Origin of the sequence: Veillonella faecalis (assembly GCF_024677885.1) — a bacterium.
In the GTDB taxonomy this organism is placed as follows: Bacteria; Bacillota; Negativicutes; order Veillonellales; family Veillonellaceae; genus Veillonella; species Veillonella nakazawae.
Genome location: NZ_JALBWL010000001.1, coordinates 46756 through 62096, shown reverse-complemented (window position 1 = coordinate 62096; position 15341 = coordinate 46756). Strand labels below are relative to the sequence as shown.

Sequence of the window (15341 nt, the reverse complement as noted above, 5' to 3'; positions counted from 1 at the left end):
CTCTTATTTCAAACTACTTATTTAACTACTTTTCTTGTAAAAATTCGGCGGCAATAGCAGCCATCATTGTTATACCAGTTTCCAGGATGCTTTCATCAATGGTGAAAGCCTCATTATGCAAGGCCGGATTACCTTCAAATCCAGTACCTAACCAAAGGAAAGCACCTTTTATTTTATGAAGATACGCGGAGAAGTCCTCTGCAGCCATAGACGGGAATTCAGGATGTACCACAGCTTCTTTACCAAGATATTTCTCTACAATAGATGTGGCATAATCAATGGCGTCTGGATTGTTGATAGTAGCACCATGACCACGTTTATAATCTAAGGTACTCTCTGTTTTTAATAACATATCGAGAGCTTGTAAACTTTCACCAAGACGTCGTTCTATATAATCCCGTTTTGCTGGTTCATAGGTACGGCATGTTCCTTCAAGGTATACATCGCCACAGCCTATATTGTATCTGTCGCCACCCTTGATAACACCGATGGTACACACGAGATTTTCCATTGGATTCGTTTCACGAGCCACAATAGATTCTACGTTTACAATCCAGTTTGCGGCTGCTACGATGGCATCTACCCCATTATGAGGCTCCGCTCCATGGGTCGATTTCCCTTTAATATGGACGAAGAAGTGATCCGATGCAGCCATCAAATTACCTTTTTTTAGACCTACCGTACCAACCGGTAATTGTGGCCATACATGGAGACCATATATCTCATCTACATCATCAAGAATGCCGCTATCTACAATACCTTGTGCACCTGGGAATAATGCTTCCTCTTCGGAAGGCTGGAATACGAGCTTTACTGTGCCATGCAATTGGTCTTTAATAGACTGTAAAATGGCTGCTGCACCAAGCAAAATTGCAATGTGGCTATCATGACCACAAGCATGCATAACGCCGTCATTTTCTGATGCAAATGGCAATCCAGTAGTTTCATGTATAGGTAAGGCATCTATATCAGCACGCAATGCAATGACTGGTCCAGGTTGAGCTCCTTCGATTTTACCGATAACGGCATAATCAGAAACATCATTTACAAAAGGAATGCCTAATTCACCAAGAACCTTTTGAATAAATAAGGATGTATTTTTTTCTTCACCAGATAATTCTGGATGACTATGAATATGTCTACGCCATGCTACAACTTGTTCTTTATATTGTGCGGCATATTTCTTGATCAAATCTTGTAATGTATTCATTACTCTATCTCCTTTATACACTGTATGTATATTTTATACATTATTAGCGTATTTTTATAACCTATGTACGTATTATAATACTATCACTCGTTTTATTCAAGTTTTATACAAATTTCCTGTATTTTTATTTGTTATACTATGGATTAATTTTTATCATAGTCCTTAAAACTGTAATTTACATGAACTTAATTTAGCTTATAAAATATCTAACAAATATATAATTATCATTTATATGTTTACCTATTTAAACTATAAATCAGAGAAAACTATTTGTATAAACACACAAAAAAGACACCTTCCAAGGAAGGTGTCTTGTGCTTATATATTCTTATATTCTTGTGCTTCTATTTCTCTATAACCGACTCATCTAGCTGTGTACCATCTGGTAAGAAAGCTTTTACTATTAATTTATTTGATGTAACAGTCATCGTCATATAGTTATTCTTATCTCGATCTGGTGCCACATATACATCTAAAGGATGTTCTTTCCACTTAGGGCGACGAGCATCTCCGGCAATACCAGTCAGAATATATAATGGTCCCGAAGCATCTCGATCAAAGTTACGTACATGCCCTCTATTACGATAAGAATGTAAATGAGCTGACAACACTAAATCTACATTAAACTCATCAAAGATAGGCATAAACAATACGCCCTCTTCGTTGAATCCTACATCACGACTTGCGCCAGGGCGGTCAAAGGCATATTGGAATGGATCCCGATGCATCAGAACTACGGTCCACTTTTTAGTATTTGCTGCCAAATCTTGGCGTAGCCACTGAACCTGTACATCATATAAATCAGGATGATGCGTATCATGATTATCCTCATGATTGCTTTCATAAAGTTGCGTATCTAATACAACGTAATGAACATCACCGAAGTCATAGGAATAATAACGACGATTAAAAGTTTCATTCCCATTAGGCGGTACTGCGAAATAATTTAAATACGCATAAGGCTCGCGCATTTTCCAATCTAATGTATACATCTCGTGATTACCTAATGTCGTTGCTAACGGCACATTAGCACTCAACGGTCTAATGGAATTTAACCAAGTGCGCCATTGATAGTCTTGTTCCCCATTATCTACAAGGTCACCCATGCTAATATACAGGGCTGTCCTTGGATTGCGATGTGCTGAGTCCTTTACAAGCTCTTCCCACTGAGAATAATCCCCCGACTGAGAGTCTGGATAGATAAGAACATCATAGACACTAGCGCCAGCGGTTTCCAACGAATACCAATCACTACGGCGATCACTGCCATACCCAACACGATACTCATACTTTGTTTTAGGTGTTAACCCTGTCAAAGTGCCCTCATGAATATAGGTAGTACTGCCATCATCGGTAAAAGCTTTATCTGTAGCATTTATGGTTTGTATAGTATCGGTCCCATCTTGGCGATATTCTATGATAGCATCAGATTCACTACTATCAGACTGCCACATAATGGTACGGCTTGTGCTATTATCTTGAGCTACAATTTGCCGAATATAACGACTTTCAGAATCGAGTAGTGGTTTTATTTCTTGACCACTCACCACAGCCGCAGTCCGTGCAATTCGACTGTATATAGTATCCCTATATACATAGCTACCTACAGTAGCAGCAACCACGGTAATAATAGCTAGTAAGGATATAATTAATCTTTTTTTGTTCATATAATTCCTTTATTAACTAAACTGTTTGACTAATATTTAATATGAACACATTATAAAACTTACACTTAACTTTAAGTCAAATAAGATTTTGCTATACTTCTTCAACATCTACTTTTCTATATCTAGCAGAAACACAACCCAACATATTTAATTGCGGTATATTCCACTCATTAGGTAAATAGATGTCACAAGTGATCTCATCGCCTATAGAATTATTAGCTATAAATTGATAGCGCCCTAATTCTTCATTACTGCATACTCTTTCAATCTGATTTAAAGTAGTAGCACCCCAAAATCGACTAAATTCTGACCAAATAATTTCCGTATCAACTTGAGATAATTCAACCTGTAGTCTATATGTTATGCCAACTTTGCAGCGTTTTTTTAACCCCTTTTCATCAGCACTACAAACCTTAGTAGAGCCTTTATCAAAAGACCATTCTAGACCATCTAACGATTTAATTTGGGTAGAAATAAGATTTTTAAAATTTGAAAAGTCTCCGAGGAAATGTTTACACGCTACCTCGAATGTATCCAATTTATCTACATTGCTCAATTCACAATACCTCTATCAAAAGATTTATCTATTATTTTTCGTAATATTGCTTCATTTGTGTATAGCCATTAACGATGACTTCAATTTCACCTGTTCTAGGATGGAAGATAAGACCGTGAATAGGTACGTCTTTCGGAATCAAAGGATTCATACGCAATTCGTCTACAGTGTCTTCTACATTTTCAGCAGGGTGTGTAAATCCATCTGCCCAGCGTTCCATTTCTTTACGGACCATATGAATCGCTTCTGGTGCAATACCACGAGCCAACATTTTTTCTGTTAGATCTTTTGCCGTAGTTTTTGCCATACCACATTCGTGATGACCAATGATAAAGATTTCGTTGACGCCTAGCTCATAAATACATACAAGTAAACTACGTACAACGCCATCAAAGGGACCTGTAATACAGTTCCCTGCAGTCTTTACAATTTTCGCTTCACCGCGGCCAATATCCATGGAATCTTCTAAGAAGTTAACAAGACGTGTATCCATGCATGTAACGATTGCCATTTCACGACTAGGCATCTTACTGCATTTTGTATCTGTTTCTACATAACCTGTATTTTGATCTTCTACATATTCTCTATTATGGGCTAAAATATCATTTAATAAACTCATAGTACCTCCTATATAAAAAGACCTTGGCATACAACCAAGGTCTCTATATCAATAATGGTCGATATAAATATTATATCATATTCAGTTGTACCCATTCTAAATCACTACCAGTCTTAGATCATTATCCTCTAGAAATAGATTTAGAATAATTAAGTTAAGACTTATCTATCAGGTGTAGATAATGCTTCGATAGCAACGCTACCACCGCGTACAACTTCAATGCGGTTGACAAACATATCTTTAAACAGTGCAATCATGTCGTTATTTTTAGATACTGTTTTTACACATTGTACGAGAACAGATTTGCGGTTATAATCTACTACCAACAAGTCAAAGGTTTGAGCAATGCGGAAGATTTCTTGTTTATCTGCTTCTTTGCAGCTGTTGACCTTAATAAACAATAGTTCTTTCTTTGTAATCGGCATATCCGTAAAGTCGATAACCTTAATTACCTCTACACTGCGATTAAGCTGTTTAATGATTTGTTCGTACGTCAAATCATCGCAAGTGAGCTCAATGGTCATACGAGACATGGTATGATCTTCTGTCTCTCCTACAGTCAATGTATCAAGGTTATAGTTTTTACCTGCGAAGAGGCCTGAAATTTTAGCCAATACACCGATTTGGTTTTCTACATACGCTGAAATGCAGCGCTTTTTCATATGTACTTCCATAGCCCCTCCTATTTTTTATCCTTTAATAACATATCACTTAAAGATTTACCTGCCGGTACCATTGGCAATACGTTGAGCTCTGTAGGAATGATGAACTCAAGTAAGGTCGGGCCATTTTTGAAAGTATCCGCCAATTGGAACCCTTTTTCAATATCCTCAACTTTAGTAATGCGCATTGCCTTAGCACCATAAGCCTCTGCCAATTTCACGAAGTCTGGCACATATTCAAACTCATCATTATCAATGATATCTCGTGTAACAATGGAGCTTTCATCCATCATCAAATTCGTACAAGCGTAACGTTTATCGTAGAACAATTGTTGCCATTGACGTACATTACCGAGGAAACCATTGTTTAAAACAATTAGCGTCACAGGTAAACGATAGTGCATAGCGGTAGCAAACTCTTGGATGTTCATTTGCACCCCACCATCACCACAGATGGCAAATACGCGCTTATCTGGATTTCCCATTTGAGCACCTAGTGCTGCAGGGAAGCCATAGCCCATAGTACCAAGACCGCCAGAAGTCAGCATTTGGTGTTGTCCTTGTACCTCTAAGAACTGAGTAGTCCATAGTTGGTTTTGACCTACGTCAGTAGTAACAATTGGGCGATCATAGTGATTATTGATGTAGTCAATGACTGTTTGAGGTGTTAAATCTTCTTCATCAGCTTGCGTTACAGGACGTTCTGCTTTAAGCTGTTGCAGTTGTTCAGGCCAATCACCAAGATCATGAGGCTCAATATACTCTAAAAGTTTTTCAATAGCCAATTTAGCATCGGCTACGATTGGAATATCTACTTTAATATTTTTTGAGATAGATGCTGCATCTACATCGATATGAATAATCTTACAATTTTGTGCAAAGGTACTTAATTTACCCGTAATGCGGTCATTGAAGCGAGTGCCAATAGAAATCATTACATCACAATCTGTGAGTGCCACATTTGGTGCATAGCCACCGTGAATCCCTACATTACCGAGGTATAGAGGATGACGTGTATCTACGGCCCCTTTCCCCATCAAGGTCGTTACAACTGGAATGCCTGTTTTTTCAATTAAATCCATCATAAGCTGGTTGGCACCACTAATGCTGACGCCACCACCTAATAGGAACAGTGGTCGCTTAGCCTTAGAAATGATGGAGCAAGCCTTTTTAACTTGCCCTACGTGAACAGCCATATTCGGTTTATAACCGCGAATATTAACCTCTGTAGGATATTCATCAGACCCCATCGCCTTTTGAATATTTTTAGGAATATCTACAACTACAGGACCTGGACGACCGGTACGAGCAATGTAGAAAGCTTCTTTCAAAATGCGCCCTAAGTCTTTACGATCACGGACAGTGACAGCATATTTACAAATATTACGGACGATACCAACTGTATCCACCTCTTGGAAGGCATCATTGCCCATAAGACCTAAGTCTACTTGGCCTGTAATACAAACGAGAGGCACACTATCTGCATAAGCAGTAGCAATACCTGTTACAAGATTGGTAGCACCTGGTCCAGAGGTTACCATACAAACTCCTACCTTACCCGTGCTACGAGCATACCCGTCAGCAGCATGAGCTAACGCTTGCTCGTGACGAGGCAAAATAACCTTTACCTGATCTTGTTTATATAATTCATCCATAATATCAATAGTAGCAGCCCCAGGATAGTTAAATAAGATTTCTACCTGCTCCTCTTGAAGGGCTTTTACCAAATACTGCGCGCCTGAAATCATAGGTGTCTCCTTATCTATGTAATACATGCATATTGCATTCTCAATATTCTCATTAGATATATCTAAAAAATTGAATATCTTATATAGATGTGATATACTCAGTAGTGTACCATATATTGTGGTGCATGAGTATGTATAAAATCTCAAATTATGTAAGTATATGTTGATTCTATCTGGAAAGGACTGTGTAACATGAAAGAAATCTTAGGTTTCCACTTAATCGGTTGCCCTTACTGCGAAAACGCATTCCGCGCTATCGATGAACTCGTTGCAGAAAACCCTGCATACGCAGATATTCATATTAACTGGGTTGAAGATCAAGATGCTCACGAGCTCTTCAAAACTCATCCATATGAATACTATCCAAACTTGTGGTTTGACCTCGACAAACAATACGAGGCTCAACCTGGTGAAAGCTATGAACAAACAAAAGCTTTAATCAAAGCTGTATTGGACAAAGCAATCGCGTAATCTAGTATTACATAAAAATGTGATAAATCCATTAAGAAAGAGGCTAGCAATGCTAGCCTCTTTTTTTGTCTTTCCATTCAAGATACATATGTTTAATTACTTGGATCGGTGATACAAATAACATTCTAGGCCCACCATATCGCATGATTTCACGTATCTTTTCACGATATGTTGGTCCATAGCAATGTGTTTTACATACGCTGCAAAAGGTTTTACTTTCCATATGCGGACATGCGTCAATGCGATGCTCCGCATATTCCCAAACCTGCTCGCAAGCCTCACATAGCTGCCCCTTAGGAGTATGATGCTTATTATGACAATAGATGCCAATAATTTGGTACATAGTTTTTAGTTCTAACTTACGTTTTTCATCAACTGTCATACTACTCTCCTATTTCACAGACCATGATACCCAAGCCACTTTATCAACCGTTTTATTATGGATTTCTCCATTAATGGCTAATGGTTCAATGAGATTTCTAATTTCTACTTTCATATCTTCAATATCGCCCCATGTATTATTATGAAGTCGCATAGCAAAGTAATTAACCGCTTTATCAAGGCTCATAACCTCTGTTTCAGGAACTGTCTTATAGGTTACTTTTACATTATGCCCTATTTCATGAATAACATCTAAACATGCTTTCATCTTGCCATCCCATGGGAATGAATCGCGACCAAAGAAATGTTCAGATAACATATCTACCGTTTCATCGCTGCGTTCACTAAAAGCGATCCACAAGCATTTATCCTTACTTGATTCATGCATGGCCCGAATATTTTCTACATCAAACATGATAGGGCAAAAAATACTATATGTTAAATCAAATGTTTTATCCCATTTTAGTTCACGGCGAGTCTCATCAGACCACGGTGCAATATACAAGCTAAGATCTAAACCTTCTGACTCTGCTAATTGTTTAGCACCACGAATCATACCATCAGATAAATCTATACCTGTTGCCTTATGGCCTTCACGAGCCAATCCTAATGCATAGTCACATACACCACAGCCAATATCAAGGGTACAACCGTCTTTAGGGGGCAAAAGATTTTCATCCTTCAAGAAGGATAAAAACTCTGTAACCTGAGCCTTACGATCGTCCCGATTGTGCATTTCTACAAAGTAATTAGATCGATTATTCCATGCATCTTGCTCATCGCGCCACACATCATTGACTGTAAGCTCTTGTATTCTATTTGTCATTCTATCTCCTCTGTATCACTACATCAAAACTATGCATTGATACAATTTAGTACTTTATTAATCTTAATTAGATAATCTATATGTTATTCATCACGTCCTATATGCCTAGTGTTCCACCTAGGATGTTCAGATTTTCACAAGGACATTTTTATTGTACATCATTCTCAAAACAAAATGTGTTACTCAAATCACATTTACACGTTATCTTGATATTATTAAATATATATTTTTACATAAATGCTATATTAGACGGTATTTTCAAAAACAAAAAACTCCACTCAACGAGTGGAGTCTTTTATCTCTCATTTTACAAATAGATTTATATACTATCTACTCATATACATCAATTGAATATATGATTACTTCTCTTCTTGTTTCTCTACTGAAGCAGACGCCTCTTCAATTTTAGGAGCTTCTGTTTCAGTTTTCTCTTCAGTCTTTACACTCTCATTATTAGAAGAAGATTCACGCTCTTGTTTAAGATGTTCTTCTCTCTTCGCTTGTGCTTCTTGCTCGCGTTTTTCAAAGGATTCTCTAATTTTATCTGTTGTATCCTTCAACTTGTCTGTGCCCTTTATAGCAAGATCTTTAATTGCTTCTGGATCAGCACCACTAAATTCAGCTAAAGCCTCTTCATTATTTGGATCAAAGAATGGGGCCTGGTTAAATCCCAATAAGGATGCTACAAATACCATTGGAATTTGAGCAATCTCACTATTATACTCTTTTACTTGGAAGTTATAAGTCTCACGTTTATTAGAAATGAACGTTTCATTTTCACTAATCGCTTCTAAGAATTTACTATATTGAGTATTGGCTTTTAACTCTGGAAATTGATTAGCTAAAGCTGTAATATTTTGAACTGTTTTTGCTGTTTCACGAGCCATATCTACAAAGTTATCAGACACTTTTAATTGAATTAATTTTTCATAATCATCATACTCATTTACAAGACCTGTAAACTGATTAACAATAGCTACTTTTTTCTCGTAAGCAACGATAATATTGGCACGTGCCTCTTTAATCTCTACAGTCAATTTTTGTAGTAAATTGTATTGCTTAACAAAAAAGAAAATCAAGAATATAATTATAAAAAATATAAGCGTAGAAAACATAGAACTCTCTCCATTTCGATTACAAATAACCATGCAATTTTGAGAATATTATACATATGTAAGATATAACCAATATGAAATTTCATTCATGAAAAGATATGAATTTATTAATCTCCAATTATTACTCGATATACTGGCAATCCATCTACCGTTTCTACATATTCTAATCCTTCAAAAGAATCCATTCCTTCTACTATTTTATTGGCAAGTTGGTTATGAATTTTCCTTAATAGTTCTACATTAGTAAAATATTTTCTATTATCTGCGCTTAACTCGACTTTAATGTCAGTTTGAAATACACCATCAATGCGATTCTCTTCATCTAAATCATTTATATCAACAATATGCTCATTACTTCGTAGCTGTTCAGATCCAATAATGAAAGCTTCACGTAGACCCTAATTTCTTCTCTAATAATTTTCTTGTTTCCCTCTTGAGTAAAGGCTTTTTAATAATGAAAAATACGGCAATGGTGGGAATCAACATAACAGCCAAAAGAGGTAGAATAGTTCGTGCATGTATTTCCATTCGTTTCTCTCCTATTACTAAAGTTAATATAGCTGTTTCATATATTATTTTTCTTTATTATAATAAAGAAAAGGAGGCTTTGAAAGTATGGGAAAATATATGATAATCCTTATGTTTCTATTGATCGCTATTGCTGTAGTTTTTGCTATTTATAACATATCTATAATTAGATCTATGCCTCCTGAAGAGCGTTATAAACTTCTTTACTTTAAGGATGATCAAGTCTCTATAGGCATCGGCTTAGCAAGAAGAACATTTAAATTAAGCGATATTCGTGAGGTACGTTTTTCTAAAGGAAAACAATTCCGTAGCATGGGCAGCTGGGCCGGCAGAATGCAAATTTGTAAACTAAATGGTAAAACAAGCCGTTGGATAGAATTTGATGGTACTGTCTATTACAAAAAGATGGTATATATAAATAATGAAGAAATCATTGATAAAGCAATAGACTTACTGATGAATGAATTTCAAGCACGAGGAATTCGTTGTACTAAATATAGATGCTAACATATAATTTTCTGAACTATACATCAACCTAAAGAATAAAGACACATAAAAAGGCTTCTCGAAATTTCGAGAAGCCTTTTATTTGGTGCGCCTAGCAGGATTCGAACCTGCGCACCCGGTTCCGGAGACCGGCGCTCTATCCCCTGAGCTATAGGCGCATGAATACCTAAAAATTATATCATATTACGCTATGGTTCGATAGTATAAAGTATAAATGGACTTAGTCTACATATAGAAAAGACCTTACTTTAAGTCAGTTTAGGTTCGAAATAACTATAGTTAAACTCAAGCACTACTGCTACACCGTCTAATAGTAAGGTCTTTATATTTATATTTTTTCTTTAATCAACGCTAATAGAGCATCACAGCTACGACTGACATCATCATAGGTTTCGTCAAAGTTTCCCGTATACCAAGGATCCTTTACATCACGGCTTTCACTAACAAAGGACATAGCCTTATATACCTTGGAATCTACATCTTCTCCAATGATACGTTTTAAATTACGTCCGTTATTTTCATCCATAATTACGAGGTAATCAAAATTATGATAGTCATCAACGGTCACTTGACGAGCCTTACGGCGCGTATATGGAATACCCATTTCATCTAGCTTTTGCTTAGTCCCATAATGGGTGTCGTTCCCTATCTCCTCACGAGATGTAGCAGCAGACTCAACATAAATAGAATCGCTAAGTCCAGCTTTCGTAACGATATGCCTCATATAAAACTCAGCCATCGTTGAACGACAAATATTACCATGACAAATGAATAAAATTTTAACCATCATAACTCCTATAGTACCTCACCAAGGGCTAAGGTATTAACGTACAAAGTTCGTAGATACTTTTTTCTCTTTATCTGTATCTGGATATGGCACACCTTGCTCCTTAGCTACGGCAAAGCTACGCATCATCCAAACCATATTTCTAGCCAAATTGCGCATTGTTTGCATACCTTCTTCATCCTGTTTAGCATCTTCAGCTACTAGACCATGGCTAATATTCCAATATGTAGAGCCTGCAATTGGCATTTGGGAAATACCAAAGTATTTATTAAGTACATCAAAGGAAGCCGTTGTACCACCGCGACGAGCTACGGCAATAGATGCACCGGGTTTAAAGGCAAATGGATTTGGCTTTACGCTTTCTGCACTATAGAATACGCGATCTAAGAAGGATAAAATACGTCCACTCGGATGTGCGTAGTATACAGGTGTTGCAAAGATAAAACCATCTGCATCTTTCGCTTTTTCTATGAAGGCATTTACATCATCATCCTTGAATACACATTCACCATGTTCAAAACAATAACCACATTGAATACAATCTCGAATCGGCTTATTACCAAGTTGAATAACTTCAGTATCTACATTTGCCTCAGTAAAGACCTTTTGTACTTCTTTTATAGCTTGCATAGTTGTGCCATTCACATGACTACTACCATTTACGATCAAAACTTTCATATTATATCCTCCTAACTCTTACTTAAGAAGTTGCATATTAACTGGCCTTTATATACTATCACAGAAATACAAAATTGTTAAAGTCTGTCCATCACAGCAAGCCAGTTAATATTTGCCTATTTGCCGCTATAGAATAATTCACATAAACACTTTTACAAAAAACTCTGTAGCAGCTCGATTTAAAGCTACTACAGAGTTTTGATATGCCTAATTAAAAGTTATGTCTAACGCCTGCATCGATACGCCATGTATTATCTATGGTAGCACCAAAGTTTTTAGTGAATGTACCATATAGATATGTGCTAGGGCGAACACTCCAAGAACCGCCGATTTCCGCATCAAGCCAAGTATCCTTCAAGTCAACTGTGGTTTGAACTGTTGGGTTACCTGGTGCAGAATATGTAGTATTTACCTTACCAGAGAATTCATGAGCTAGTGCTAGTTTTGCAAAGATATTGGATTTTTCTGTTTCTTTACCAATACCAATGCCAAGTCTACCTACGGCAGAGTTGACCGCATCAGATTTTACATGCATGGATCCACCACCTGCAATAGTTGCATCATAGGATACACCATTTAAACGACCTAATATGAATTCTACACTAGGGTCGATATAGAAACCATTTTGTTTTTTAATACGTTTGCCATATTCAGCACTCAAGGATGTACCAAATGTATGGTAGTTACCATTCAAACGTTGGCCGCTCATAGAGTTAAGGCTATAGTCGTTTGATAATCTATTACCACGAGCGATGATATCTATATACCGACCATCCTTATGTTGCTTTGTACCATATAAGGCTATACCGCCAAGCTTACCGTCGCCACTGCCGTTGGCATAAGAGTTACTAGATGTACTGTAATCTAGGGCACCGCCGAAAATCCAGCCATTGGAGGCTTTATGATCATATCCGATTTGTACGCCATTGTACGTCATATGTGCATCAGCACCATCTGTAATCTTAGATTTACCACCTATATATTTAGCCCATACGCCTTTATCTGTATTAGCTAGACGAAGATCACCTAAACGACGTTGTAAATCATTAGTATTATTTTTCCAGGCCATAACTGTTGAAGTAAGGGCAGATTTTGTGCCACTTACGAGTGATGATTCGCTAGCACGAATAACTTTTGTTGTATCATCTACAATGAGATGCCCTTGAGCATCAAAATGATCTGCCCCTAGGTCTACAACAGCACCAGGTGTAGTAACGCCTTCATTAATTTGAACTGTTGTGCTAAGCTTCTTATCATTGCCTGTGTATTGTAATTTCTCAGCTAATGCTTGAATATTCTTTTTGTAGCTTGCATCGTCGATGGTATTACCGGAATGGTCGCCTTTCATTGTAATATGGCTATTATCCGCCGCATGTTCAACGACGATTTGGCCTTTTCCAGCTTCGCTTGCTGGTACGCCAGATTTATAAATAGCATTCACATAACCGCTATAATTCTGAATTGTTATAGGCCGCGCATCGATAGGATGAATGTTACCTGCTGCAGTTGGGTTAATACCACCTACAAGATTGCGAACCTTACTCCCCTTGTATAGGTACGCTGCATTATCCCCTGATGGACGTTCTTTTTTAGGTGTAGGACGCTCCATGCCAATCCATTCATTATTCCAAGTAGCTCCGTTTTGTAGGTAAATATCTGCACCAGAATTATGAGGGTTTTTATTGCTTTCAGCATATTCATTCAAAACAGCACCGGTAAGGCTAGAGTTAGGTGTTGTGAAAGCTAGTGCTATATTAGTTGGTTCTACATTGTGATTTGGATCGCGGCCATAATCCTTGTTGATAAGGCCCACATTACCAACAGCAACTAAGTCATGAGTGCCTGGATGTTTGCCATCAGCGCCTGCATTAACATATACATCCCCTTCTTCTGCTACTACAGAATAGGTATCAGATGTTTCTACAGGATGAGTGATAATCTTACCGCCTCCATCAACAAGGATATGACCTCGTTGATTGACTTGTAAACCAGAGCCGATAGCATCGATATCCACATTACCTTTCACATGAATATTAGTATCACCATAGTCTCGATCAGGATTATCTTTACTTAGACGTGGTACCTTACCGCCATAACCAGCATAGACTGCACTCATATAATAATGACCTAATTCTCTCTTCGATGCTGGTGCATCATTCTTTAATCGTACAATAAGGTCTTTATCTACCGTTAGTTGTGAACCAAATCCATTATAAATACCTGTAACATTCTTACTTTTACCAGCCTCTGTTAAACTTTTACCATGTACATTAACTGTTAATGTATCCTCTATGTGTTTAACCTCAGGTTGCGTTTGTACTGGTGATCCCATTGTTAAACCCAGCAACTCCTCTGCTTTATCGCTAGTGGCATTAATTTCTGTAGCCATAGCAGAATAAGAAATACCTGTTAATACTAGTGCAGTCATCACGGCTGATACATGACGTCTAATCTTCATAATTCTCTCCTTCTTATATCATGCTTATAATACTCTCACTAAATCACATAAAATTTATAACACCTAAAAAGCACAAAAAGACCCCCTTAGTCCAACTAAGGAGGTCTTCTATTTACTCACACACTCGGTAAGTACTAAAATTACTAATTATTATTCTTCAGGAGAAATAAGGAAGGACAATGCACTAAAGTATTTATTTTGTTCCCCTTTATTTTGTGTAGGGAATGCAACTTCAACACCTACTACATTTAAGCCATCTGCTGTAACAGCTACAGTAGCTTTACCATTTTCATCGGCTTTAGCTTCACCAGTTAAATCATTTACTAAATCTTTGATAAGAGGTGCATTCGCATATGGTTTACCATCTTTAAACACTTGGATTTCATATGTATCACCTTTTCTTAATGTCAATGGATTAACAGAAGGTACAATTTGAATAAATGCATTCTTATCTACAAATGGTTTTGCTTGTGCATTCCAGTAATGAACATCATATTTGATAGCATGTGTACTCTTAACCGCACCAGGAACTTCGGTGATTGGTTTATGAATTGTTTTACCATCTTTAGTCTTAGTCCAGTAGCCATAATCAAAATTAGTTACAGTTACACCAAGGTCTGCTGGTGGAATAATAGCTACATTTTTTTCATGCTTCACAACTTGTACAGGAATTTGTTTGCCTTGTACATCATATCCAGTAATATTTTTTACCATATCTGCACTATAAGCATTATCTACAGGACCCTCACCTAATACAAGTACTTTTTCATCTGTACGGTTAGCGAAGAACACACCATGTGCATCAACAGAAGAGCATACATAGCCTGCAGCTAAACCTACAGCAAATAAAGATGCTAAAATTTTCTTATTCATAAGAACCTCCATAATCAATAATTGATTTCAACAAACTTGCTATTATTATACATCGATATGGATATTCCGTATATACCGATACCCGTATCAGCAAGATATTATGCAAACTCCATATATACAAGGTTCTATATTCCTATTAATCATAAATGATAAAATTATCACCAATTTTTCATATGAATATAATAAATAGGAATATCTTCTTTGTTATATATAACAAAAACGACGCCCCCATAGGAGCGTCGTTTTATATCACTA

Annotated in this window: 15 protein-coding genes and 1 tRNA gene; 2 read left to right on the top strand and 14 right to left on the bottom strand. The window is 37.0% G+C overall.

Annotated features, from left to right (window positions below; all coding sequences use genetic code 11):
- Window positions 1-25: 25 nt before the first annotated feature.
- From MOQ65_RS00295 to ilvB, 6 genes are all read right to left on the bottom strand, one after another.
- Entirely contained in the window at window positions 26-1210 is a 1185-nt protein-coding gene (locus MOQ65_RS00295) for a M20 metallopeptidase family protein (RefSeq protein ID WP_257846322.1), read from the bottom strand.
- Between the two features lie 344 nt (window positions 1211-1554).
- A complete protein-coding gene (locus MOQ65_RS00290; protein WP_257846321.1) occupies window positions 1555-2877 on the bottom strand; it encodes a fibronectin type III domain-containing protein in 1323 nt (440 codons plus the stop codon).
- Between the two features lie 91 nt (window positions 2878-2968).
- Window positions 2969-3433, bottom strand: coding sequence for a hypothetical protein (locus MOQ65_RS00285; RefSeq protein WP_257846320.1), 465 nt, complete (start codon window positions 3431-3433; stop codon window positions 2969-2971).
- Between the two features lie 31 nt (window positions 3434-3464).
- Window positions 3465-4052 (bottom strand): beta-class carbonic anhydrase, encoded by a 588-nt coding sequence (locus MOQ65_RS00280; RefSeq protein WP_119207259.1) that lies wholly within the window; start codon window positions 4050-4052, stop codon window positions 3465-3467.
- 161 nt (window positions 4053-4213) lie between these two features.
- On the bottom strand, window positions 4214-4726 hold the full coding sequence (gene ilvN / locus MOQ65_RS00275; RefSeq protein WP_257846319.1) for an acetolactate synthase small subunit: 513 nt from the start codon (window positions 4724-4726) through the stop codon (window positions 4214-4216).
- 8 nt (window positions 4727-4734) lie between these two features.
- A complete protein-coding gene (ilvB, locus tag MOQ65_RS00270) occupies window positions 4735-6462 on the bottom strand; it encodes a biosynthetic-type acetolactate synthase large subunit (protein ID WP_257846318.1) in 1728 nt (575 codons plus the stop codon).
- 192 nt (window positions 6463-6654) lie between these two features.
- Between ilvB and MOQ65_RS00265 the strand changes: the two genes are divergently transcribed.
- Window positions 6655-6933 carry a hypothetical protein gene (locus MOQ65_RS00265; protein WP_024063760.1) on the top strand — a complete coding sequence of 93 codons (279 nt, stop codon included), beginning with the start codon at window positions 6655-6657 and terminating at the stop codon, window positions 6931-6933.
- A 52-nt stretch (window positions 6934-6985) separates the two neighbouring features.
- On the opposite strand, the gene MOQ65_RS00260 is transcribed toward MOQ65_RS00265, so the two are convergent.
- The 3 genes from MOQ65_RS00260 to MOQ65_RS00250 all read right to left on the bottom strand — a co-directional run bounded on the left by MOQ65_RS00260 (window position 6986) and on the right by MOQ65_RS00250 (window position 9255).
- Complete coding sequence (locus tag MOQ65_RS00260) at window positions 6986-7315, bottom strand: nitrous oxide-stimulated promoter family protein (RefSeq protein WP_257846317.1); 330 nt, start codon at window positions 7313-7315, stop codon at window positions 6986-6988.
- Between the two features lie 9 nt (window positions 7316-7324).
- Window positions 7325-8140: a class I SAM-dependent methyltransferase gene (locus tag MOQ65_RS00255; RefSeq protein ID WP_257846316.1), complete on the bottom strand. Its 816-nt coding sequence runs from the start codon at window positions 8138-8140 to the stop codon at window positions 7325-7327.
- Window positions 8141-8499: 359 nt separating this feature from the next.
- Complete coding sequence (locus MOQ65_RS00250; RefSeq protein WP_257846315.1) at window positions 8500-9255, bottom strand: LemA family protein; 756 nt, start codon at window positions 9253-9255, stop codon at window positions 8500-8502.
- Between the two features lie 615 nt (window positions 9256-9870).
- On the opposite strand from MOQ65_RS00250, the gene MOQ65_RS00245 reads away from it, so the two are divergent.
- Window positions 9871-10290, top strand: coding sequence for a hypothetical protein (locus tag MOQ65_RS00245; RefSeq protein WP_257846314.1), 420 nt, complete (start codon window positions 9871-9873; stop codon window positions 10288-10290).
- Between the two features lie 83 nt (window positions 10291-10373).
- Here the strand turns inward: MOQ65_RS00245 and MOQ65_RS00240 are convergent.
- The 5 genes from MOQ65_RS00240 to MOQ65_RS00220 all read right to left on the bottom strand — a co-directional run bounded on the left by MOQ65_RS00240 (window position 10374) and on the right by MOQ65_RS00220 (window position 15086).
- Window positions 10374-10448 (bottom strand) — tRNA-Arg (locus tag MOQ65_RS00240).
- A gap of 170 nt (window positions 10449-10618) precedes the next feature.
- Window positions 10619-11077, bottom strand: coding sequence for a low molecular weight protein-tyrosine-phosphatase (locus tag MOQ65_RS00235; RefSeq protein WP_257846313.1), 459 nt, complete (start codon window positions 11075-11077; stop codon window positions 10619-10621).
- A 36-nt stretch (window positions 11078-11113) separates the two neighbouring features.
- Entirely contained in the window at window positions 11114-11755 is a 642-nt protein-coding gene (locus MOQ65_RS00230; protein ID WP_257846312.1) for a flavodoxin family protein, read from the bottom strand.
- Window positions 11756-11966: 211 nt separating this feature from the next.
- A complete protein-coding gene (locus MOQ65_RS00225) occupies window positions 11967-14213 on the bottom strand; it encodes an autotransporter family protein (RefSeq protein WP_257846311.1) in 2247 nt (748 codons plus the stop codon).
- A 150-nt stretch (window positions 14214-14363) separates the two neighbouring features.
- Window positions 14364-15086, bottom strand: a complete 723-nt coding sequence (locus tag MOQ65_RS00220; RefSeq protein WP_156719920.1) for a DUF4198 domain-containing protein — start codon at window positions 15084-15086, stop codon at window positions 14364-14366.
- Between the last annotated feature and the right edge of the window lie 255 nt (window positions 15087-15341).

Coding starts and splice junctions, on each gene's coding strand:
- MOQ65_RS00295 (WP_257846322.1), bottom strand. CDS start 1,210: ATGAATACATTACAAGATTTGATCAAGAAATATGCCGCACAATATAAA.
- MOQ65_RS00290 (WP_257846321.1), bottom strand. CDS start 2,877: ATGAACAAAAAAAGATTAATTATATCCTTACTAGCTATTATTACCGTG.
- MOQ65_RS00280 (WP_119207259.1), bottom strand. CDS start 4,052: ATGAGTTTATTAAATGATATTTTAGCCCATAATAGAGAATATGTAGAA.
- ilvN (WP_257846319.1), bottom strand. CDS start 4,726: ATGGAAGTACATATGAAAAAGCGCTGCATTTCAGCGTATGTAGAAAAC.
- ilvB (WP_257846318.1), bottom strand. CDS start 6,462: ATGATTTCAGGCGCGCAGTATTTGGTAAAAGCCCTTCAAGAGGAGCAG.
- MOQ65_RS00265 (WP_024063760.1), top strand. CDS start 6,655: ATGAAAGAAATCTTAGGTTTCCACTTAATCGGTTGCCCTTACTGCGAA.
- MOQ65_RS00260 (WP_257846317.1), bottom strand. CDS start 7,315: ATGACAGTTGATGAAAAACGTAAGTTAGAACTAAAAACTATGTACCAA.
- MOQ65_RS00255 (WP_257846316.1), bottom strand. CDS start 8,140: ATGACAAATAGAATACAAGAGCTTACAGTCAATGATGTGTGGCGCGAT.
- MOQ65_RS00250 (WP_257846315.1), bottom strand. CDS start 9,255: ATGTTTTCTACGCTTATATTTTTTATAATTATATTCTTGATTTTCTTT.
- MOQ65_RS00245 (WP_257846314.1), top strand. CDS start 9,871: ATGGGAAAATATATGATAATCCTTATGTTTCTATTGATCGCTATTGCT.
- MOQ65_RS00235 (WP_257846313.1), bottom strand. CDS start 11,077: ATGGTTAAAATTTTATTCATTTGTCATGGTAATATTTGTCGTTCAACG.
- MOQ65_RS00230 (WP_257846312.1), bottom strand. CDS start 11,755: ATGAAAGTTTTGATCGTAAATGGTAGTAGTCATGTGAATGGCACAACT.
- MOQ65_RS00225 (WP_257846311.1), bottom strand. CDS start 14,213: ATGAAGATTAGACGTCATGTATCAGCCGTGATGACTGCACTAGTATTA.
- MOQ65_RS00220 (WP_156719920.1), bottom strand. CDS start 15,086: ATGAATAAGAAAATTTTAGCATCTTTATTTGCTGTAGGTTTAGCTGCA.